Here is a 19,460-nt window from a genome sequence, read left to right on the forward strand (position 1 = left end):
ACATTGATTATATGGACGGAATCAAACATAGCAGAAGGTTTGCGGAGTTGGAGGCCCTGATGGGCAGTTATTTCCGCCATCATCTTGTCCCCGTCATGACGCAGACGCAATCCTACCTGACCGAAAAACAGGGCGAGGAAATGAAAGCGTATTCGACCTCCCTGGGCGGCATACTCGGCATGATGGCGTCAGCGGGGCAACCGCTCGCCGACCCGTACCAGACTCTCAAGGTTACGGGAGAGTGGAACTCCAAGACGACCGAGGACTACATCGGGATGTGCAAGGACAGGATTCTCTCGTCGGAGGAGATGCAGCACGACCTCGCCTACATGGCCGGACAGTGGCGCGATGTCGTTGTGAAGGAAGTCGGACGCGAGCGTTACGATAAACTGTCGCAGGAATTGGGCTGCGACCTCGCCTATGCCTTCGTGGACTATCGTGTAGAGCAACTGATGATAGACCAACTGGTCAAGGAACGTATGCCCAAATCCTCGGCGGACTACATCATCCGTAAGGCGGCAGAATCGAGCCTGCTGGGATTGCCACAGGCTTTGGGGCGCTCGCCGCTGGCCGAAGAGATAGAAAAACGCGGAGAGGTTGCCTACCGGCCGAGCAAGTTGGAGAAAGGTGCGGGCTGGGTGTTGGGGGCTTCGGCCGATACGGTCATGTTGGGCGGTACGGGTTCGTGGACGGCCGTTGCACGGTTCATCGGTGCGGATACGGCAATCTCAGCCGTTGCCGACCATTTCGGGAAGGAGGAAACGCAGCCGCTCTCTGCAGAGGAGTGTATCAGCAAGGGCGTGTTCGGCAGCGACAGCAACGTGTTCGACAGCTTCCGCAAAGAGGCGGCAAGCATACCGGGCAAAGAAAACACGGCTCTTGCCGCAGCCAACGGAAAGTTGCAAAAGAAGATACCGATTGTAACATTCGATTTTATGGACTGGTGGAAAACAGACAATAGAAATATGCCGTGGCGGGAAGAAACCGCCGAGGAGGAACGGAAACGGGTGGAACGGTATAAAGACGTGCCGATGGTTGTCGCTCCCGGACAAGAGGAAGCCTACCTGCAAGATATGGAAAGACGGAAAGCCGAAACGGAGGAACAGACGGAATCGAAACCCAAACAAAGGGAAAAAGAGGAAAAGGAAGTGTCGACTTCCGCCGTCTCTGCGGGGGAAGGGATGCGGCAGGAACAGGCAGGTCAGGGAACACAGACCATACAGACCAACGAGAACGGCTGGGACGAGCTGGTCCGCTCGCTCGGACTGGACGGCATAGGCGATGTCGCGGGTAATCTGGGCTATATACTGGCCATGCTGCCCGACATCCTGCTGGGCGTGTTTACAGGTAGGACACAATCGCTGGGCCTGAAAGACAACCTGCTGCCGATAGCGAGTATAGTGGCAGGTATGTTCGTCAAGAATCCGATGTTGAAGATGCTGCTTATCGGCTTGGGTGGCGCGAACCTGCTGAACAAGGCGGGACACGAGGTGCTGGGAAAAGAACGGACGGAGGGAAACAGAAATGCAGCCACGACCGGTAGAGAGGTACAGTACAGACGCTATCCCGACGAGCCGCTGAATCCGCGTATCGTGAACCCGGCACTACAAGGCTGCACGCTGGTTGCCACGATAGACCGTGTGCCCTGTACGGTGCAGCTCACCCCCGCTATGGCCGACGCTTACCGTGCAGGAGCCTTGCCGCTGAACACGCTGGCCAATGCCGTGCTCGCCCAAAGCGACAAGCTCCGCCAGATGGCTTCGCAGAACTATGACAACGGACAGCAGGAAACCATCGTGCGGACACGGGGCATTCAATAATCCTGTAACCGAAAAAATATGGGAATATGAAAGAAAAATCGCAAATAGAAAAGAATGCCGAGGAGCGTCAGATAGAGCTGCTCTCCACGGCTTTGAACGAAGCGTCGAATGCCGGGGGACACTGGCTCAACGCTACGGGCAAGGGCTTTCCGAAATTTTATCCGAAAGGTGTTGCCGTCAGCCCGTTCAACGGCCTGTTCATGGCCTTGCATTCGGACCGGAACGGGTGCAAGACCAACCTGTTCACCCTTTACAGCGATGCCAAGGCACGCGGCACATCGGTACGCGAGCACGAGCAAGGCGTTCCGTTCCTGTTCTACAACTGGAACAAGTACGTCCACCGCAACAATCCGGAGGACATCATCAGCCGGGACGCTTATCTGAAACTGGACGAGGAGGTGCAGAAACAGTACAAGGGCATACATAACAGGGAGATCCGCACACTTTTCAACATCGACCAGACGACACTGCCCTACGTGGATAAGGAGACTTACGATGCGGTATTGCAGAAAGACGGTAGTGCCGTGGAGCGTGGCTACTCCGAAACCGATGAACGGAGACTGCATATCCGCTTCAACGACTTCCTGCTGAAAATGCGGGACAATCTCGTGCCCGTGCGTTCGGACGGCAGCGGAATGCCCCATTACGAGACGGACCGCGATGCGGTCTATATGCCGCGCCAACGGAACTTCGAGCATTATAACGACTACGTTCAGGAAGCCTTGCGGCAAATCGTGAGCGCCACGGGGCACCAACAACGGCTGGCCCGTGAAGGCATGGTGATGAAAAACGGCATGGGTCCTTCGGAAGATGCCCTCAAACAGGAACGGCTGATCGTGGAGGTGGCTTCGGGCATCAAAATGCTGGAACTGGGACTGCCTGCCCGTCTGTCCGACAAAAGCCTTGAATTGGTAGACTACTGGAACCGGGAACTTAAAGAGAACCCCAACCTGATGGATGCCCTCGAAAGCGACGTGAACAACGCCCTCGAAGTAATCCACAAGGCGGAACGGGGCGAGAAAATCGAATATGCCACGATGCGTAACCGCCGGCAGACTTCGGATATGCAGGAGCAGTTACCCAAGCATTTCTACGTGGCCGATGAAATCCGGAAACACCCGAACAAGGAGGACAAGACCATTGTCATCGTCATCGATCCGTCCTCGAAATCGGCGGATGTGATACTCCCTGCCGGTGCGTCGCCGGAGGTGGACAACGAAGTGCCGGGCATGAACAAGGCCCGTATCGGCAGGGCTTTGCGAAGGGAAGGTATTGAAAACGTGCGTTTCTTCAATCCCGACGGCGCATGGGGGTACAGGCCCGATGATGCCTATTTCGCCAAGAAACAGGTATCACTGGCCCGACTGAAGAACTGGGCACTGGAGATGCTTTCCACACTGGACGTGACGCCTGCGGTCAAACGGGCGGACGAAATCGGTTTCGACCAGATACAGATGATCCAGGACGACAAGAACCGCTGGGCGCTGTATCTGAAGCCCGAACATCAGAACGGGTACAGTATCTATCCAGACAAGGAGGACGTGAACCGTTTTTTCTCCACGCTCAAACAGGCGATGGACAACATCGACAAGGTACGCATGGAACTGGCGCACAAGTATTATGTACTGGCGGAAACACAGCCAGACCTGAAAGTGGACCTGTTCAGCAGCGGGGCGCAGGACATCGACCTGAACCGGATTCAGCGTGTGTCCGTATTCAAGACCAAACAAGAAGGAACTCTGTGCGTGGCGACCATCGACGGGAAGAAACTGCAGCCCCGGAGCGTCACGCGGCAACAGTGGCAGCGCATGTGGCTGGCTGAGGACCGTGCAGAATATAAACGCCATCTGGCGGCCACGCTTTTTGCCGATGTGCTGCGTAAAGGACAGACGCAGGAAGAGACTGCCGGAAAGAAACAAGGAGAAGAGGATACCCTACAGCAGGATAAGGACAAGCACCCCAAGCAAGCCAATGAGGAATCCCCCAAAACTGCTTCATCCTTGAAAGAGTTGCCCATAAAAGATATACCGGAACAACTGTATGACAAATACAAGAAAATCAAAGAGGAACAACCGGAAGCGGTCGTCCTTTTCAAACATGAGAACAAGTATTACGCTTCCATGTATGATGCGGAGACCATAGCGAACGAGCTGGACATGCCTCCGGCCAAAGAACGCATTCCGTATGATGCGGACAAAATCATATTGGTATTTGAACACAGCAATGAGGAAACAAGGCAGCAAATCCATGCGCTGCGGGCATACGTGATGGATTGTGACGGTATGTCCAAGGCGCAGCAAAACGAGCCTGCAGAGGCAACTGACGAACAGAACGAGAACGAACAACGTCCAACCATGAGGAGGTAAAGATATGGCAAACAAGAATCAAGAATATACGGAACAATACGCAGATTATGCGATGGCACAGATGCGGAGGTACGGCATTCCGGCCTCCGTGACGCTGGCACAGGGCATACTGGAAAGTTCCAACGGGCAGAGCCGTTTGGCCGTGAATGAGAACAACCATTTCGGCATCAAGGCCACGCCCGAATGGATTGCCGAAGGTGGCCGGTACGGTCTGTATTCCGATGACAAGCCGAACGAGAAGTTTTGCAGCTACGACAGCGTGGGCGATTCGTATGAGCACCACTCACGCTTCCTGAAAGAGAACAGCCGCTATGCCCGCTGTTTCTCGCTCTCGCCCGATGACTACAAGGGCTGGACACAGGGCCTCGAAAAGGCGGGCTATGCCACGGGCGGGCATTATGCCGACAGCCTGCAACGTATCATCGAACAGAACGGGCTGCAAAAGTACGACCGGCAGGTCATGCAGGAAATGGAGACGCAGGGAAAGCGGTTCGGCGTGGAAGAGAACCCGCTCCGTGAGGTCGGAAATACAGTGGACTATTCGTTTCCGGTGGAGCGGAAAGAGTTTCTTTTCGTCACCTCGCCATTCGGTATGCGGCAAGATCCGGCAGACGGCAAGGAACGTATGCACACGGGTATCGACATCCGGTGCGACGGCGATACGGTCCTGGCCACGGAAAAAGACGGCAAGGTCGTCGCTGTCAAAGACAAAGGCCATGCACCCGGTAACAAATCGCTGACCGTGGAATACACCCGTCCGGACGGCAGCAAGGTACAGTGTACCTACATGCACCTCGGCGAAGTTTCCGTAAAGGCAGGCGATACGGTACAGGCAGGCCAGAAGCTCGGCCGTTCCGGTAACACGGGGACACGGACGACCGGGAAGCACCTGCACTTCGGTGTCCGGCAGATTTATGCGGACGGCACGCAGCGGGACGTCGATCCGGCAGCGTATCTGGCTGAAATCGCACAAAAGGGCCACATCAAACAGCAGGTACTACATAACGGCAACGACCTGCTCGCCCGATATAAGGGAACAGAAGAGAATGCCACCGGCAAAAGCCTTTCGCCCGATGCGTGGATGAAAAAACTGCTCTCCTCGGAGGATAGCGGCGTGGGATTGTCGGGGTGCAGTGATCCTGTCGTGGAAATGGCCATGACCGCCTTTACCTCCCTGATGTTACTGGCGACGCAAATCGACAGCAAGAACAAGGAGGAACAAAAGGCAGCCATTTCCGAGGCGATGGACAGCCGGCGTATCGACCTCAAAGCGTTGCTGCCGGGCATGAAAAACTGTGACCTCACAGTCGGGGAAAACGGGCGAGCTGTCCTGCAGGCGGACAACGGCAGCGTTCAGGTATCACGGGAACTGGCCTCTGCCGAGTTAAGCCGCCTGTCGGTGACGCTGAACGACAGTTCTCTTTCGGAGGAAGCCAAACGGCTGCGTGTGACCGGCGTGCTGAACACGGTCATCCTCTCGGAGGCGGCGTCGCAGAACTTTGAACGGGGAATGTCCGAACAACGGGCACAATCGGAAAACCTGAAAAGATAATCCCAAAAAGTCATGATAAAACGCGTGATGATACGACTTTGCGGGTACTTGTCCGGGGTGTCCGTCTGCGCCCTGCATATCCTGTTCTGTTCCCGGCTATTCGGTTGGGTAGCAACACTCGTTATCGTGGGCGTCCAACTGGGTATTGCCGGCTGGATTGTCTACATGAGAATACGTGCTCCCGATTAGGAAACGCTTTCAACCTGTTCAACTTCAAGACACCCCGCTTTGTCCGGTGGACTATGTATCACTAAAAGACAAAATAAAATGATTAAATGCAATATTACGGCGTGCGGCACCATCGGCCGCGACGCTTCGATGCGCACGACCAAAGAAGAGAAAACATTCCTGACCTTTCCGCTCCGCGTCGTGCTCCAAGGCAAGGACGGTCGGAACGAAACGGTCGAGATCAGTGTCAGCAAGGAGGGCGGTCAGAAGAAGGTATCCGGCTATCGAAACGGATTGCGTGTCGAGGTTGCGGGGACGCTGTTCCTGAAACGCCGGGGCGAAAAGCTCTATTTCAACCTCTTTGCCGACCGTATCGGCCCGGCGGCGGACATCGCGGATTCCATCAAGGGCGAACTGTCGTTCCGGGGCAAGGTGGGCAAGAACATCGAGGAACGGAAGGACAAAAAGGATAAGTCCTACACGATGTTCTCTGCATTCAGCACCGAAAAGGTCGATGAGAATTTCGAGTACCAGTGGGTGCGTTTCTTCTGCTTCGACAGGCAACGTGAAGAGTGGCTGCAACCGGGCGTCAAGGTAGAAGCCAAGGGCGAAATGACGGTCTCGGTACATAACGGGAAGCCGGACATCTCCTGCCGGGTGGAAGAACTGGCGCAATATATTCCCGAATCGGATAACTTCAATCAGTAGCAGTCATGGCCGGTTATAGAAAGCGAAATACGGAGGGGCCGAGCAGCGAGGACAAGGCGCTGGACCTCTTTGCCGAGATGATGATCGAGAAAATCGAAAGCATCCACAAGGACTGGCATAAGCCGTGGTTTACCGAGGGGGCACTGCAATGGCCGCGTAACCTTTCCGGGCGGGAGTACAACGGTATGAACGCCCTTATGTTACTGTTGCATTGTGAGAATGAGGGGTACAAGATTCCGCGCTTCTGCACCTTTGACTGCGTGCAGCGGCTCAACAAGCCCGGCAAGGACGGGCAGGAATTACCCCGTGTATCTGTACTGCGCGGCGAGAAATCGTTTCCCGTCATGCTGACCACATTCACCTGCATACATAAGGAAACAAAGGAGAAAATCAAGTACGACGACTACAAGAAACTCTCCGACGAAGAGAAGGCGCAATACAATGTCTATCCGAAAATGCAGGTGTTCCGGGTGTTCAATGTCGCCCAGACCAACCTGCAGGAGGCTCGACCGGAGTTATGGGAGCAGTTGGAAAGAGAGAACGGGAAAAGGGTCGAAAACGGCGAACATTTCAGTTTTGGGCCTGTCGATGCGATGATAAAGGACAACCTTTGGATTTGTCCCATCAAACCGACGCACCAAAACGAAGCATACTACTCAATCACAAAGAACGAGATTGTCGTACCCGAAAAGGAGCAGTTCAGAGACGGGGAATCTTTCTACGGAACGCTGTTCCATGAGATGGTCCATTCCACGGGTGCCGAAGGTGTGCTTGACCGACTCCAACCTACCTCTTTCGGTTCGAAAGAGTATGCCCGCGAGGAACTGGTGGCCGAACTGGGCAGCGCGTTGGTCGCACAACGCTACGGCATGACCAAGCATATAAAGGAAGACAGTTGCGCATACCTCAAAGGGTGGCTCGATGAGTTGAAAGAATCCCCACAGTTTATCAAGACAACGCTTCTGGACGTGAAAAGAGCTTCGTCAATCGTTACTCAAAAGGTGGATAAGATTGCGCAGGAGTTGGAACAAAATGTTACCGAAGAGCAAGAGGACAAACGCTCTGCCAAGGAACGTATTTTTTATGCTTCGGTGGCCTATCTCCAAACCGCTGACGACACGAAGCAACTGGACGAATTGAAGGACAAAGGCGACTACAAGGGTCTGCTTGCGCTCGCCAAGGAGTATTACGACGGCAACGGCATGGACGAGCAGCATACATACGCTTCTCCCCTCCAGAACCGGGGCGATGACCTGCTGATTGAAGATAAGGACTTTGCCGTGGTGTACAACGGAAGTGTCGGAGGCACATACGACATCATGCTGAAATACACGGAACAGGAGGTGCGGGACCATATCACACGTTACGGCACAGACCGTGCCAGCGATGATGTGAAAGAGGTGGCCAAAGATATGGCGGCGGAACAGTTTGCTGAACTGACACATCAGAGAATGCCGGTATTCGAAATGCCAAACGGAGATATTCTGTATGCAAGGTACAACAGGGACAAGGATACGCTGGACGTGGGTACGGCCACCAATGCAGGGATGGCCGTACAACATCATTACCCTTATGACCACAACATGACGCTGGAGGCCAACCTGCAAGCCGTGAACGAGAAGCTGAACGAGCTTGAAGAATACAGGGAGGAGCTACAAGAGGCGGAATATGGCGGCGGTCTGCGTCGGTAACGGCAGCGTAATATGAAGAATGTGGAGCGATTTCATACTGAAGGCGCTCCACATCCTTATAGTCCCTACCGGTTTTCATTCCGCTACAGACTATATGTTATCATTACGACAGCAGTTTGTCAATCATTGACTGTAACTGCAGCATATCGCAATATTGATTGTTTCCGCCGGTATAATCCTTTGCGTGCCGGGCAGTCCGTATCATGAACGAACCGAGTTCTATCTTTATCCCATCATCCATCCGCACATCCGCAGAATGGTTTATATATACAAACTTACCATTACGTTCAATAAAGCAACTTGTATAATAATGCCCCTTATTCTCGGATACGACCGCCGCATCCACGGCTTCTGCATATTTGGATATTTCACGTAGCAATGCCGTTTGGAAATTACTGTATTCCTTTGAAACATAAGTTTCTGCGTCTGCAAGGACAGAAGATTGCCATTGGGTATAAAAAGTCTGTGTCATATTCTTTCAATTCTAATTCTGTAAATAAATTAGGCACATAGCAATAAAAGTATTGAATTTATAGTATTCAATTAACATTTAAGCAATTACCATGATGTTTTCAGAGACCAAAATTACGGAGATTTATTGTATGACAGATGATTTTTGCAAAGAAATTGCTCAATTTCAGGAAAAATATATGGTTGAAGATAAAGATATTGAATATTCCATGCCCCACTTCCTTTAATATAACTTTATTTCCAACTCCCTTTCTACCATAACAGCATACTGTTTTTGAAAGAAGCCCGCCATTGATGTATGTTTTTCAAAGACGGGCAACTGGCTATATTTTGAATTATACTCACGTTAAATAGCTTTCCCAATTCTCTTTGTCGATAGTTAATTTGTTCATTTCCCAATCGTATTCCACTTCCGGTATATCGGAATAAGGGAAGTGCACGGTATAGCCTATCTGTCCGTAGGAGCAATGCAGCGGTACAACGCAAATTTCCTGACCGCAATAAGACTGTGGCGTACAGTATTTCTTCCAATCAAAACGGCCTGCAACTATATTGCAGCAGAGCAGTTTTAGAGCCATTATGCCTTTCCAACTCTGAAAATCTTTCTTGTAACTTGCTCTTTTCATAATGAATACCATTTAATGAGCCATGTTGTAGTAAATTTCGGGTTCGCTCGATACGTTGTAAATCTGACTCCCGCAACGTACCAATAGGGCGTTTTTTCCGTAGTAAAGCTGCTTCATGCCGGTTATGTTCCCCGTGCGGTGAAAGTTTGGGAAACGGCTTATTCCTGCCTTTTCGGCGTCTCGTGTGTAGAGGGTTTTCGTTCTCATTGCATGGTTGTTTTTAATGTTTCATAAAGTTTTTCTATCATGGCTTCCGCCTGCTCCATATCGCTCACGATGTCTTTGATTCGGTAAGGTGCGCCGTTCTTGCCATGCCCGTCCGTACCAATCCACAGGTAGGCTTCATAGTCGGGGTCGAAGTCTTCGTAATATGTTTCAACTTCCTGTAACAAGCTGTCGGTGTCATTGCCTTTCATCTCAACCGAGAAACTGAAATCCTGCCCGTGAGGTGTGTATTGCTGAAAATCGAACACCACGAGGTTCGGTTTGTCGGTATCGGTTTTAACTTGCCAGCCTAATTGTTCAGCTATGGCGATAATCTGTTCTATTGCTGTCATTGTTCTGTTTTTTTATTTCCCTTTTCTTGAAGCCTTCCGACTTCGCCCAAAGGGTTGATTTTTACGTGCAATTCCCAACGGCGAAAGCAAGAACAGCAGGCAAGGAACGGAGGTTAAAATTTTATGAAATGCCGCAATCTGCGATTGCGGAAAGTTTGCGTCAAATTTTATCCGGAGTAGCGAAGCGGTACTTGACACGCTGTTCGTTCGCCGTACCTTTGCTGCGTAAAAACAGGCCGTGGCGATAGTGGAGATTCCATGAAATGATACGCCCAAGCATACAAAGGGAATGGAGGCAAAGATCTCCGGCCGTTACAACAGGAAACGACGGCAGTATGTGTCTGGGGTATAAAGGGCAAAAAAAACGTCGAACGATTGTCCATCGGACAAAATGTAAGGGAATGGAAAAAGAATTGTCTGTATAACAGAATGTTCGACATGGCCTTTATCGGGAATATGAACAACCACCTGTCCCGATTGGCAGGTGGTTGCCCGATATAACTTCCGCAGCCGGTATCAGGCGGCCATGCGCTTTCGGATAAGGGCGATGTTCTTATGCACGAGGTTCATAATCCGCTTGTGATATTTCGTATTTTTATTACACAGTCCTCTCGACTGCAGCACCTTGAATGTTTCGAGGCTCAATTCTACGGTCTCGACCCTCTTGTCCTCTATCCGTGCGGAGAATACCAGCGTATCCGGTTTGAGGTAATATTCGCACTGTCCCACGCAGTGGTGCAACGCATTACCCTCGTCGTAGTAGGCTTCCACGCTATCCAGTACACGGACGACTATCGTTCCGTCCGTGAACTCCAGACCGAAGAACTTGCCTTTCAACTCCCTAAAACGTGCCTCGTTTTCCCTCGCCCGTTTCATCTGCTCCTTGCGTTTTTCCTGCTCTTGGAGAATACGCACCTTGTTCTGATACTTGTCATGCTCGGCTTTCAAATCGGCGGGGCAAACATAGTGGGCGTTGTGCAAGTCCTTGCCGCATCTGTCGAGCATACGGAGATAATCCACCCATATTCCAATGTCCGTTATCCGATACTTCTGGCGTAACACGATTTTGTAGGACGGCCAACAGAAATCCAAATCCTGCGGGTGGTCGATGAAGTGCTTGAGGTCTCGTTTGCGTCCACTTTTAAGTATTGTCTCCACTCGGCTGTCCGATAGCAGGGCTTTCATCAGCTTTTGCGGGGCGATGTCGGCAAACGACCCTTTCAGCCCGTTGCGCCGTAACTTCGGGATAACCGTGTAGCCCGGACAGACATAACAGTCGGCTATGCGTTGGTACACGTAATTGTCGTTCCGCAGTTCCAATCCCGACCCGTACAGAAAGCTGTCCAAATAACACCCCATTGTCCGTTGCAAGGCTGTCAAAGCGGTTTTCCCGTTCTCGTCCAACCAGTATCTCGCCACTTCGCACACGTCTGTCCATGCGTTCTTGCCTTTGCGGTAACAGACATTCATTCTGAAAATCCGCTGCACCTGAAATCCGTCCTGCGTGGTGATGACAGAAAAATAGCTTTTCTCATCTGTCTTGCGGCAAAGCGTGTCTTTGAGCGTCAGTTTGGCGTGGCAGTTCGGGCAATGGCAACGCTTCGCCTTTGTCTCGTTCCACCTATGACCGCAATCGAGGCAGGTCGTTTGTCCGCTCGGTGTACGAAAAGCGTAATGTCCGACGGTATGCCGGAACGCCCATTCTGCCTGTTTCTCCGTGATAGGCAGCAACCGCCCGTTGGCGGCTACTACCTGATGCTGAAATTTTGTCCGTGCTTTCATGGTCAGAAATCGAAGAGTGAGAGTTCCGTTTGGGTATTCTGTACAGCTTTGGCGGTCGGCTTCGGCCTGCTGTGGCGTTGCTGTATCTTGCGCATTTCTTCCTCCTGATAGGCTTTCAGCGCGTCTTTTCGGGCTTGCGCCTTTTCTTCTTCGGTCAGCTCCACCTTGTGATTGACCACGACGCCACAACTGATAGGTTTGCCCACGTCGATGTTGTCCTCATCATAGTAATGAATGGCGAGCGACCACACCTCGTCGTCGGTCATTCCGCAACAGCCGCTTGCCTTGACTTGATTGAGAATGAATGTGATACAATCGTCCAAGTTTTTGTTTTCTTTGGCATAGGAGACGGCGAAAAGTTCGTCCGTCCGTGCCTTGCCGTCCAAGTATTCCTTGATAGTCCGTTTGAAATGTTCCGTACCTTTCATCGTTCAGCGTTTTGAGGTTAAAAATGATAGTCGATGACACCGCCGATGTAAAGCAGCGTACCGGGTTTAAATTCACATGCCTGCCGCAGGAACTCGTAGGATTGCTCGGCGTTGGATTGCAGCCCCTCCTCGTCCATGTAGAACCAGTAAGCGGTATCGAGCGGGTTTTTCAGGAACTTTTCGAGTTGATAGACCGGGCCAATCCAGTCCTGCACGCTTTCGGGGGTAAGGGCTTCCGCCCTGCTTCGAATGTCTGCGATGAAATCTTCTCTCCATCGTTCCGCACCGCCTTTGTAGCGTATGGTATCGTCGGAAACAAGCTCGAACATGCCTTTGGGCAGAATGTTGTTTACCAAGTTGTCGATATGGAACTGGCGTTCCTCATCGTCAATCTCCGCACAATAGTCGAAGAAACTATCGTCGCCCTGCGTGAGGGTGTCCTCGTTCAGGTAGTTGTCCTTGCTCACCCGTGTTTCGGTAATTTGAAAAATCTTGCTGTGCATAACTTTAAATTTTTAATTTGTTGAACTTGCTTTTTTCTTCTCCCTGCTTTCGGAGCCTTTCGGCTTCCTTGGCGGGAGAGATTTTACATGCAAGCCAGACAGCGGGGAAAGGACGGAAAGGCAAGCAAACGGCCGGAGAATTTCACGGAATACCCAACCCGTCGAGGTACGAGGCGGGGGCTGAAAGGCCATCTTCGATTTGCGGAAGGCTGCCGGGCAAATCCGCGAGCCGTTAGCATAGTGGTGCTTGACGCCGGACGACCGCTGTACCTTTGCATGAGAAAATCCAACCGGCGAGGAGGCAACGGGGGCGAGATCAGGGAAAGAATGGGATAACCGGAATAAAAGAGGAAGAAGCCCGATTGTATATAGAAGTGGGAATAACGGCTAAAAAAGAAAATCTGCCTGTGAGGGCGATTGACAAAAAAAGCCCCCTGAACCTTTTGACCGTCCAAGGGACTTCACGTGCCCGGCAAAGCGGAATTTTCGGAACGCGAGCCGGATTATAAGGTGGCTTTTAATCGTAATGCATAATTCAACAGATATTTTCCTGAATCGGAAAACTCTTTTTTATTTCCTGTATAGACATACCCGTGGCTCTCATAAAATTTTCTTGCTGCAAAATTTTCTTCCAACACCCACAGGTAAACCTCTTTTACATCGTGACTTTTTGCTGTTGTAAGGAAATGGCGCATAAGTTTTGTCCCAACACCTTCTCCTTGAAAGAACGGATCTACATACAACTCTTTCAATTCCCATATACTGTTTTTACAATCCAGTTTCATCATCCCCTTTACAATCCCGTCATCAAAAACATATATATCGTCCAAAGCTCCTATAACATCCTGATAATATAATGCAAGACGCAATACCGACATTTCATTAAAGGAAACATCATCGTTTTGAAAAATAGGGCGAAAGGCTTTTCTTTTAGAGAAAATCTGTATTTCCGCAAGTCTTGAAGCATCCTTTATCGTGGCAACTCTAATCATTTTTTTGTTTTTATAATTTTGTATTTACATATTATTTTCCCAAAAGTTTCTGTTCTTCACATACTATCCGGCACTGTTTCCAGTATGTTTTTTTCAGAAGCAAATATATAAAAATCAATTCCACAAGGTGCCATGAACGACTTTTTTTATTAAGATTCACAGGAATGTGATATAAAAGAGTTTAACTCCTCCGACGTTCCTTTGCAGCTGCATAGGGTGTCGTGTGTCTTGCCTTGATTTGTCGGGTAACGTCAGGAGCAAAAACGGGAAACGCTATCGGGAGGTAGAAAGGAATGGAAATGGGGTATAAGGGTTATAACAGGTGGACGTCCGCTTAAAAAGGAATTTCTTGTGACATGCCGGGTATGGCATATAACTGGAGAGACGACCTTGCGGAATAAAGCCCCCGAAACCGGCTTTGCAGGTTCGGAGGCTTGTGCCGCATGAGGCTATTTATCAGCGTTTGCCGTGCGCCTGTCCCAGAAGATAGTCTTGCAGGGATTGGTAGCGGTTTTGAATATTAGCGTTTTCATTGAAACCGTTCAGGCAATGAAGCAATGCTTTTTCGAGCGTGATGTATCGGCGGCTGAAAGTCTGTACGTTATCCAAGCAACAGGCTTCCAAAGCGTATTTGAACGGTGCAAAATTTTCAGGTTCTTTCCGAATCCGCACATGCCACAGGAAGAACAACTGAATCGTGAAACTGTCGGATTCACCTGCTTTCATCAAATGTTCTTCATCGAGCAACCGTCGGACAAGCTCCGGGGTAAGCTGGCAATCATTTTTCCGGTAATACATGCGTTTTGCCGTATTATAGGCTGCAAACTGTTCGATGTCCTGTGCCGTCAGCCTGTATACTTCCGAGTAAAATGCACGTACTTCTTTACCTGTAACAACGATTTTCTCGTCTCCGAACTCGTATTCATACGCTTTTTCATCGGAGATTTCCTCTTCTGTTAAGGTCTTGAACCCGTAACATTCCGTTACGATGAACGGTTCTTTTCCGAACTCCGCCAGAGATTCGAGGGCATGGAGGCTGTTGCAGGAGAAGAACATGTCGTTTCCAATACTTTCACCGCTTTCCAGCAGCCGGATTTTTACGTCTTCGGAATCGTTGGTGTACTTCCATACTATCCGACAACTTGCATAATGGGGCTTCCTGCCGTTCGCCTCGACAAATCCGGCAAATCCGCTCTTGATGGCGGCCTTTGTCTTCTCTACATCCGTCAGGACGCTTCGTGCCTTACAGGTTTCGCACCGGCCGAATTGCAAAGAATCGTCGGAAATTTCCGTTATCACTTTGGTGTTGGGGTTTACTGTGGCTTCGCATACTACCTGCGTACCGCCACATCGTGTACATATTATACTCATATCTTGTCAAGATTAAAAATTAATATATCTTTCTATCCGCTATATTGAACTTGTCGATAAGGTTCAGCCAATGGCTGCAATTCCTTTTCAACAAAACAATTTATCCAGATTCTGCTTAAAGCGTAGCATTAGGCGACACTTCCCATCGCATTTACGAACCGACCCCATATAGGCGCATTGACCGCTTGTTTCATCAAACAAAAAACATGACTGCCGGAATGCCTCAAAAATTCTTATCTTAACCTGTTCGTCCAGAACTTTCCCTTCCATAATTTGATTACCATTTGCGTGCATAATACATAAAAGTTAAATTAAACTCCGAGTTATTTATTTCCCTCCTCTCGGAAGCTTTTCAGCTTTCCTTGCCGGGAGAGATTTTACATGCAGATCAGACAGCGGGGAAAGGACGGGAAGGCAAGCAAACAGCCGGGGATTTCACGGAATACCCAACCCGACAGGCGCAGCAAGGAGGGAACTGAAAGGACATCTTCGATTTGGGAAGGCTGCCGGGCAAATCCACGAGCGGTTAGCATGGCGGTACTTGACACCGGACGACCGCTGTACCTTTGCATGGGAAAATCCAACCGGCGAGAAAGTGGCGGAAACGAGATAAGGGAAAGAAGGAGATACGATAGTGGAGTAAAAGGGGAAGAAGCCGGACTGTATAAAAAAGCCGGAACATTGGCTAAAAAAGGAGGTCGTTCCGTGGAAACGGCGTACAGAGAAAGTCCTCTCGAACTTTTACTGTCCGAGAGGGCTTATCGTCTACTCTATAAAATGGTAATGGGCATTTTGGCATTCTCCGTTCGATTGTGTCTTTTGCAAAACGTCATCGACGCTGGAATATCGGCTAAAACAGCCGTTATATATCTGCTTGCCGTCGAGCGTTATCCGTTGCAGGTAACAGCCGCATACTCCGTCACGGCTACGGTCAGCGACAAAATAGAACACGATACCGTTGCTGTACGACAATCGCAATTCCGTATAGTTTATCTCGGTTTTGGGCTGTTCGGTCGGCAGACGGGTATTGAAATAACCCGTAGCCAGCATGACCTGTCCGGCGAAACGCATGGCTTCTGCCCGATATTTTTTCATGGCCGAAGCCACGGGGCTTTCGTCCCGACCGTTTCCGACAAACGATGCGGGCAGGCTTCTGTTCCTGTAAGACAGTTTGAACATGCCGACCTCTTCCTGCACCACGGGCAGGCCGACAGCTTCGTACTCCTCTTTCGTCATTTCGATGAAACGTGTGCGTTCCTCGTCCAGATAGAGGCGGTAAGCGGGTTTCACCCGCTCCCGCTTCTCTTCATATTCCGCCTGTTCCCGTGCGTTCATGCAGTTATAAACGTGTCGGGACACTCTCCGCACCGCATTGACGAAAGTCGGGCTTTTGCATATCCCGAAATGCCGGGCGAAGTCGGGTACAGTCCCGATAAAGCCGTACTCTTTCCAATGATAGGTTCTCATGGCTGTCTGTCCGATTTAATCCACGACCACATATTCATTGATACTGCAGCAAGAATCGGGGTTTTCCTGCGCCCATTCTTCAAACAGAGCCTTGGCATCCTGTTCCGAGCGGACGGTTTTTCCTGCGACCTCGCCAAGCCACGCAAACAGGCTCTCCCTGTCGGCAAAATATTCGCAGAAGTATTTGCCTTTGGCAGTACATAAATCGACTATGTATTTGTCGGTAAAATACTTGCCTTCGCTGTCGTTGGTCTCGTAGAAGCCCATTCCCGGCTCTTCGGTCTGGTAATAATAACGGAGCGATGGGAATTTCTCGCACACGAGGTCGAATGTCTCGTTGCATGGCCCCCATGCCGTCTCCGTCGTAAAGCGGAGGGTTTCGCCCACCATTTCGAGGTTTGCCCAATCTCCCCGACAACTCACCTTGTCCCAGTCCTTGCCCAAGGCATCCACAAGACACCCCAGCCATGATGTCCCGAAGCCGTTTTTCACGGCAGGCGTTTTTCTGTCCTGCAAATCTTTCATCAACTCATAGAGGCTTTTGATTTCCTGCGCGTCGCCCTCTATCACATACGCTGTTGAACACCAGTTTGGCATAATCGTTAATTTTTATTCGTTAAACTTTTTCTTCCCTTTTTTCGGAAGCTGTTCCGGCTTCCTTATCGGGATAGATTTTACATGCAGGCCAGACAGCGGGAAAATGAGGAAAAGGCAAGGAAACCGCCGGGGATTGAACGGAATACCCAACCCGACAGCGCAGCACGGCGGGGACCGAAAGGTCATCTTCGATTTGGGAAGGCTGCCGGGCAAATCCGCGAGCCGGTTAGCGGAGCGGTACTTGACGACCGAATGACGCTGTACCTTCGCATGGGAAAATCACACCGACAAGGGAGTGCGGCAGGGAGCGATAAGAACGAGAATAAATAAAAAGGAGAGGTGAACGGGATATAACGGGTATAGAATATGGACTTGAAAAGGAAATTTTTCGGTATAATTATAATAAGGTGTTTCCGGACACGAGGCCGGGTAGCCGTCTTGTCTCTGCCATAACCGAAAGGTCCAGCGAACAATGAATAACGCAGCATCGTTCAGCAGTCAGAAACAGTAACTATGCCGTCGTACTGATTTACGACAATGCCGATAAAATAAGGAAAAGCCGAAAAGAGGGGCTTGCCTTCTTTCCGGCTTTTCGTGAAAGTCCTATTATCCGGGCTTCCCGTTATTCTATACGGTCCAGCCTGCGGACTTCTCTTGAATCGTCCACAGACGGGCATAAAGCCCCTCGTGCCGCATCAGTTCGTCGTGCGTGCCTTGTTCTTTTACCCGTCCGTCTTCCAGAACGACGATCCGGTCCGCATTCATGATCGTCTTAAGCTTGTGGGCGATGACGATGACGGTGCGTCCCTTGATAAGCGTGTCGATGGCTTTCTGCACCTCCACCTCGTTTTCCGGGTCGAGCGATGCGGTCGCCTCGTCCAGCAGGATAATCGGCGCATCCTTCAAGATGGCGCGGGCGATGGATATGCGCTGTTTCTCGCCGCCGGACAGCGTGCAACCGCCCTCACCCACCATCGTGTCGTATCCCTGCGGCAGGCGCATGATGAAATCGTGGCAGCAGGCTTTCTCGGCTGCCGCGATGATCTCCTCGTCCGTCGCACCGGGCTTTCCGAAACGGATATTGTCGCGTATCGTGTCCTGAAACAGATAGACGTCCTGGAACACCATCGAGATGCGGCTCATCAGACTTTCAGGTTCTATATCTTTCATCGGAACGCCATCGAAAAGGACACGCCCCTGCTGCGGGTCGTAGAATCGGGCGCAAAGTTTCATCACCGTACTTTTCCCGCTCCCCGAAGGACCGACGAGAGCCGTCAGCGTGTTTCTCGGAAACGCGATGGAAACGTCCTGAAGCACCTTCTTGTCCTGATAGGCGAACGACACATGCTCGAACCGGATGTCGCCGGTGGCCGGCGCCTGCCGTTCGCCTTCCATCTCCGGCTCGTTCATCAGCGTGAGAATACGCCCTCCGGCAATGGAGAAGTAGCGGAACTCCGCAAAGTTGGTCAGCGCCGAAGTCAGCGGGTCGAACACGCGCGAGCCGACCACGAGGAACAGCACGAAGACGAGCAGCGAGAGTTCGCCTCCCAACAGCAGGTAGGTTCCGCACAGCACCATCAGGGTCAGTCCGGCCCGCACCAATGTAATGCTCAGCAGCACGAAAGGCCCCAGCATGGCTTCCTGACGGATACAGGCACGGCGCAGTTCCGCAAAAGCATCGCGCAGGCGGACAAAGCGGTCGCCCAGCAGGTTGTAGGCTTTCATCACGCGAATGCCCTGCAAGTATTCCTCCAAGCGGTTCCCGGCATTGATTTTGGCTTGTATCTGCCTGCCGCTCAACTTTTTCTGCACACTCGTGCTCATCCATAGGACAAGCAAGGCGACCGGCAGTGCGGCGAACATGGCAACGGCCATCCGCCAGTCGATCCATACCAGCGAGAGGAATGCCAGCACGGGCATGACGACGGCTCCCATCAGTTGGGGCAAATGGTGGGAAATGCCCGTCTCGGCCATCGTGAAATCGGTAACGAGCATGGACGAAAGATCGCCGGGGTCGCGCCGGGAAAGAAATCCGAGAGAGAGTTTCCGCAGATGTTCCGCCAGTGCAATGCGCCCCGACGCACTCATTTCGTAGGCTCCTCTGAAATTGGCCCGGTAGGAGGCCCGTTCGGCCAAAGCCATCACCAGCATATAGACAGCCAATATGCCGAAAATGCACCACAGTCTTGCCGTGTCGAGCGGTCGTCCGCTGCCGTCGAACGCGGCGAAGATGATGCGCACCGCCTCGATGGAGAGGCAGAAAGGTATGATGTTGACCAGATTGGCGAGCATGGTATAGCCCACGGGCTTGTAAAGACGTTCCGTATGGCCTATCGTAATGTTTTTAATCGCATTCATGTT

At 51.2% G+C, this 19,460-nt stretch carries 19 protein-coding genes and 1 pseudogene; 8 read left to right on the forward strand and 12 right to left on the reverse strand.

The annotated features are described in order from the left end of the window. Positions 1-11: 11 nt before the first annotated feature. The 6 genes from H8S52_RS01945 (at position 12) to H8S52_RS01970 (ending at position 8,305) form a co-directional block, all read left to right on the forward strand. Positions 12-1,820, forward strand: coding sequence for a hypothetical protein (locus H8S52_RS01945; RefSeq protein WP_008655031.1), 1,809 nt, complete (start codon positions 12-14; stop codon positions 1,818-1,820). A gap of 26 nt (positions 1,821-1,846) precedes the next feature. Further along, positions 1,847-4,186, forward strand: a complete 2,340-nt coding sequence (locus H8S52_RS01950) for an ArdC-like ssDNA-binding domain-containing protein (RefSeq protein ID WP_008655030.1) — start codon at positions 1,847-1,849, stop codon at positions 4,184-4,186. A gap of 4 nt (positions 4,187-4,190) precedes the next feature. Further along, entirely contained in the window at positions 4,191-5,738 is a 1,548-nt protein-coding gene (locus tag H8S52_RS01955) for a glucosaminidase domain-containing protein (protein ID WP_008655029.1), read from the forward strand. Positions 5,739-5,750: 12 nt separating this feature from the next. Beyond that, positions 5,751-5,927, forward strand: coding sequence for a hypothetical protein (locus H8S52_RS01960; protein WP_008655028.1), 177 nt, complete (start codon positions 5,751-5,753; stop codon positions 5,925-5,927). A gap of 78 nt (positions 5,928-6,005) precedes the next feature. Continuing rightward, a complete protein-coding gene (locus H8S52_RS01965) occupies positions 6,006-6,614 on the forward strand; it encodes a hypothetical protein (RefSeq protein WP_008655026.1) in 609 nt (202 codons plus the stop codon). A gap of 5 nt (positions 6,615-6,619) precedes the next feature. Further along, a complete protein-coding gene (locus H8S52_RS01970) occupies positions 6,620-8,305 on the forward strand; it encodes a zincin-like metallopeptidase domain-containing protein (protein ID WP_008655024.1) in 1,686 nt (561 codons plus the stop codon). 103 nt (positions 8,306-8,408) lie between these two features. Here the strand turns inward: H8S52_RS01970 and H8S52_RS01975 are convergent, their stop codons facing one another. After that, positions 8,409-8,777 (reverse strand): hypothetical protein, encoded by a 369-nt coding sequence (locus H8S52_RS01975; protein WP_008655022.1) that lies wholly within the window; start codon positions 8,775-8,777, stop codon positions 8,409-8,411. Between the two features lie 94 nt (positions 8,778-8,871). On the opposite strand from H8S52_RS01975, the pseudogene H8S52_RS20145 reads away from it, so the two are divergent. After that, positions 8,872-8,970: pseudogene (locus tag H8S52_RS20145) on the forward strand (IS982 family transposase); the annotation flags it as partial. A gap of 147 nt (positions 8,971-9,117) precedes the next feature. Here H8S52_RS20145 and H8S52_RS01980 read toward each other — a convergent pair. The 10 genes from H8S52_RS01980 to H8S52_RS02025 form a co-directional block, all read right to left on the reverse strand. Then, on the reverse strand, positions 9,118-9,402 hold the full coding sequence (locus tag H8S52_RS01980; protein ID WP_008655007.1) for a hypothetical protein: 285 nt from the start codon (positions 9,400-9,402) through the stop codon (positions 9,118-9,120). Positions 9,403-9,414: 12 nt separating this feature from the next. Beyond that, entirely contained in the window at positions 9,415-9,609 is a 195-nt protein-coding gene (locus H8S52_RS01985) for a hypothetical protein (RefSeq protein ID WP_008655004.1), read from the reverse strand. Beyond that, a complete protein-coding gene (locus tag H8S52_RS01990; protein WP_008655002.1) occupies positions 9,606-9,959 on the reverse strand; it encodes a hypothetical protein in 354 nt (117 codons plus the stop codon). Before H8S52_RS01990 ends, H8S52_RS01985 begins: the two co-directional genes overlap by 4 nt. 516 nt (positions 9,960-10,475) lie before the next feature. Continuing rightward, entirely contained in the window at positions 10,476-11,741 is a 1,266-nt protein-coding gene (locus tag H8S52_RS01995) for a PcfJ domain-containing protein (protein ID WP_008654999.1), read from the reverse strand. Positions 11,742-11,743: 2 nt separating this feature from the next. Further along, complete coding sequence (locus H8S52_RS02000; protein ID WP_008654998.1) at positions 11,744-12,169, reverse strand: PcfK-like family protein; 426 nt, start codon at positions 12,167-12,169, stop codon at positions 11,744-11,746. A 17-nt stretch (positions 12,170-12,186) separates the two neighbouring features. Next, positions 12,187-12,672 (reverse strand): hypothetical protein, encoded by a 486-nt coding sequence (locus tag H8S52_RS02005; protein WP_008654997.1) that lies wholly within the window; start codon positions 12,670-12,672, stop codon positions 12,187-12,189. Between the two features lie 503 nt (positions 12,673-13,175). After that, on the reverse strand, positions 13,176-13,664 hold the full coding sequence (locus H8S52_RS02010) for a GNAT family N-acetyltransferase (protein WP_008654991.1): 489 nt from the start codon (positions 13,662-13,664) through the stop codon (positions 13,176-13,178). A 456-nt stretch (positions 13,665-14,120) separates the two neighbouring features. Continuing rightward, positions 14,121-15,035, reverse strand: a complete 915-nt coding sequence (locus H8S52_RS02015; RefSeq protein WP_007572000.1) for a hypothetical protein — start codon at positions 15,033-15,035, stop codon at positions 14,121-14,123. A 765-nt stretch (positions 15,036-15,800) separates the two neighbouring features. Further along, a complete protein-coding gene (locus tag H8S52_RS02020; protein WP_225719306.1) occupies positions 15,801-16,502 on the reverse strand; it encodes a hypothetical protein in 702 nt (233 codons plus the stop codon). Between the two features lie 15 nt (positions 16,503-16,517). After that, positions 16,518-17,099, reverse strand: a complete 582-nt coding sequence (locus tag H8S52_RS02025; RefSeq protein ID WP_007571996.1) for a hypothetical protein — start codon at positions 17,097-17,099, stop codon at positions 16,518-16,520. 81 nt (positions 17,100-17,180) lie between these two features. Here H8S52_RS02025 and H8S52_RS02030 point away from each other — a divergent pair, with 81 nt between their 5' ends. Next, positions 17,181-17,429, forward strand: coding sequence for a hypothetical protein (locus H8S52_RS02030; protein ID WP_007571995.1), 249 nt, complete (start codon positions 17,181-17,183; stop codon positions 17,427-17,429). Between the two features lie 297 nt (positions 17,430-17,726). Here the strand turns inward: H8S52_RS02030 and H8S52_RS02035 are convergent, their stop codons facing one another. Then, positions 17,727-19,457, reverse strand: a complete 1,731-nt coding sequence (locus H8S52_RS02035) for an ABC transporter ATP-binding protein (protein WP_007571994.1) — start codon at positions 19,455-19,457, stop codon at positions 17,727-17,729. Positions 19,458-19,460 lie beyond the last annotated feature (3 nt).

Origin of the sequence: Bacteroides sp. NSJ-48, from assembly GCF_014287405.1 — a bacterium.
GTDB lineage: Bacteria > Bacteroidota > Bacteroidia > Bacteroidales > Bacteroidaceae > Bacteroides > Bacteroides stercoris.

What these genes read in the sequence shown, in the direction of transcription:
- H8S52_RS01945 (WP_008655031.1), top strand. Translation starts at nt 12, where the DNA reads ATGGACGGAATCAAACATAGCAGAAGGTTTGCGGAGTTGGAGGCCCTG.
- H8S52_RS01950 (WP_008655030.1), top strand. Translation starts at nt 1,847, where the DNA reads ATGAAAGAAAAATCGCAAATAGAAAAGAATGCCGAGGAGCGTCAGATA.
- H8S52_RS01955 (WP_008655029.1), top strand. Translation starts at nt 4,191, where the DNA reads ATGGCAAACAAGAATCAAGAATATACGGAACAATACGCAGATTATGCG.
- H8S52_RS01960 (WP_008655028.1), top strand. Translation starts at nt 5,751, where the DNA reads ATGATAAAACGCGTGATGATACGACTTTGCGGGTACTTGTCCGGGGTG.
- H8S52_RS01965 (WP_008655026.1), top strand. Translation starts at nt 6,006, where the DNA reads ATGATTAAATGCAATATTACGGCGTGCGGCACCATCGGCCGCGACGCT.
- H8S52_RS01970 (WP_008655024.1), top strand. Translation starts at nt 6,620, where the DNA reads ATGGCCGGTTATAGAAAGCGAAATACGGAGGGGCCGAGCAGCGAGGAC.
- H8S52_RS01975 (WP_008655022.1), bottom strand. Translation starts at nt 8,777, where the DNA reads ATGACACAGACTTTTTATACCCAATGGCAATCTTCTGTCCTTGCAGAC.
- H8S52_RS01980 (WP_008655007.1), bottom strand. Translation starts at nt 9,402, where the DNA reads ATGAAAAGAGCAAGTTACAAGAAAGATTTTCAGAGTTGGAAAGGCATA.
- H8S52_RS01985 (WP_008655004.1), bottom strand. Translation starts at nt 9,609, where the DNA reads ATGAGAACGAAAACCCTCTACACACGAGACGCCGAAAAGGCAGGAATA.
- H8S52_RS01990 (WP_008655002.1), bottom strand. Translation starts at nt 9,959, where the DNA reads ATGACAGCAATAGAACAGATTATCGCCATAGCTGAACAATTAGGCTGG.
- H8S52_RS01995 (WP_008654999.1), bottom strand. Translation starts at nt 11,741, where the DNA reads ATGAAAGCACGGACAAAATTTCAGCATCAGGTAGTAGCCGCCAACGGG.
- H8S52_RS02000 (WP_008654998.1), bottom strand. Translation starts at nt 12,169, where the DNA reads ATGAAAGGTACGGAACATTTCAAACGGACTATCAAGGAATACTTGGAC.
- H8S52_RS02005 (WP_008654997.1), bottom strand. Translation starts at nt 12,672, where the DNA reads ATGCACAGCAAGATTTTTCAAATTACCGAAACACGGGTGAGCAAGGAC.
- H8S52_RS02010 (WP_008654991.1), bottom strand. Translation starts at nt 13,664, where the DNA reads ATGATTAGAGTTGCCACGATAAAGGATGCTTCAAGACTTGCGGAAATA.
- H8S52_RS02015 (WP_007572000.1), bottom strand. Translation starts at nt 15,035, where the DNA reads ATGAGTATAATATGTACACGATGTGGCGGTACGCAGGTAGTATGCGAA.
- H8S52_RS02020 (WP_225719306.1), bottom strand. Translation starts at nt 16,502, where the DNA reads ATGAGAACCTATCATTGGAAAGAGTACGGCTTTATCGGGACTGTACCC.
- H8S52_RS02025 (WP_007571996.1), bottom strand. Translation starts at nt 17,099, where the DNA reads ATGCCAAACTGGTGTTCAACAGCGTATGTGATAGAGGGCGACGCGCAG.
- H8S52_RS02030 (WP_007571995.1), top strand. Translation starts at nt 17,181, where the DNA reads ATGCAGGCCAGACAGCGGGAAAATGAGGAAAAGGCAAGGAAACCGCCG.
- H8S52_RS02035 (WP_007571994.1), bottom strand. Translation starts at nt 19,457, where the DNA reads ATGAATGCGATTAAAAACATTACGATAGGCCATACGGAACGTCTTTAC.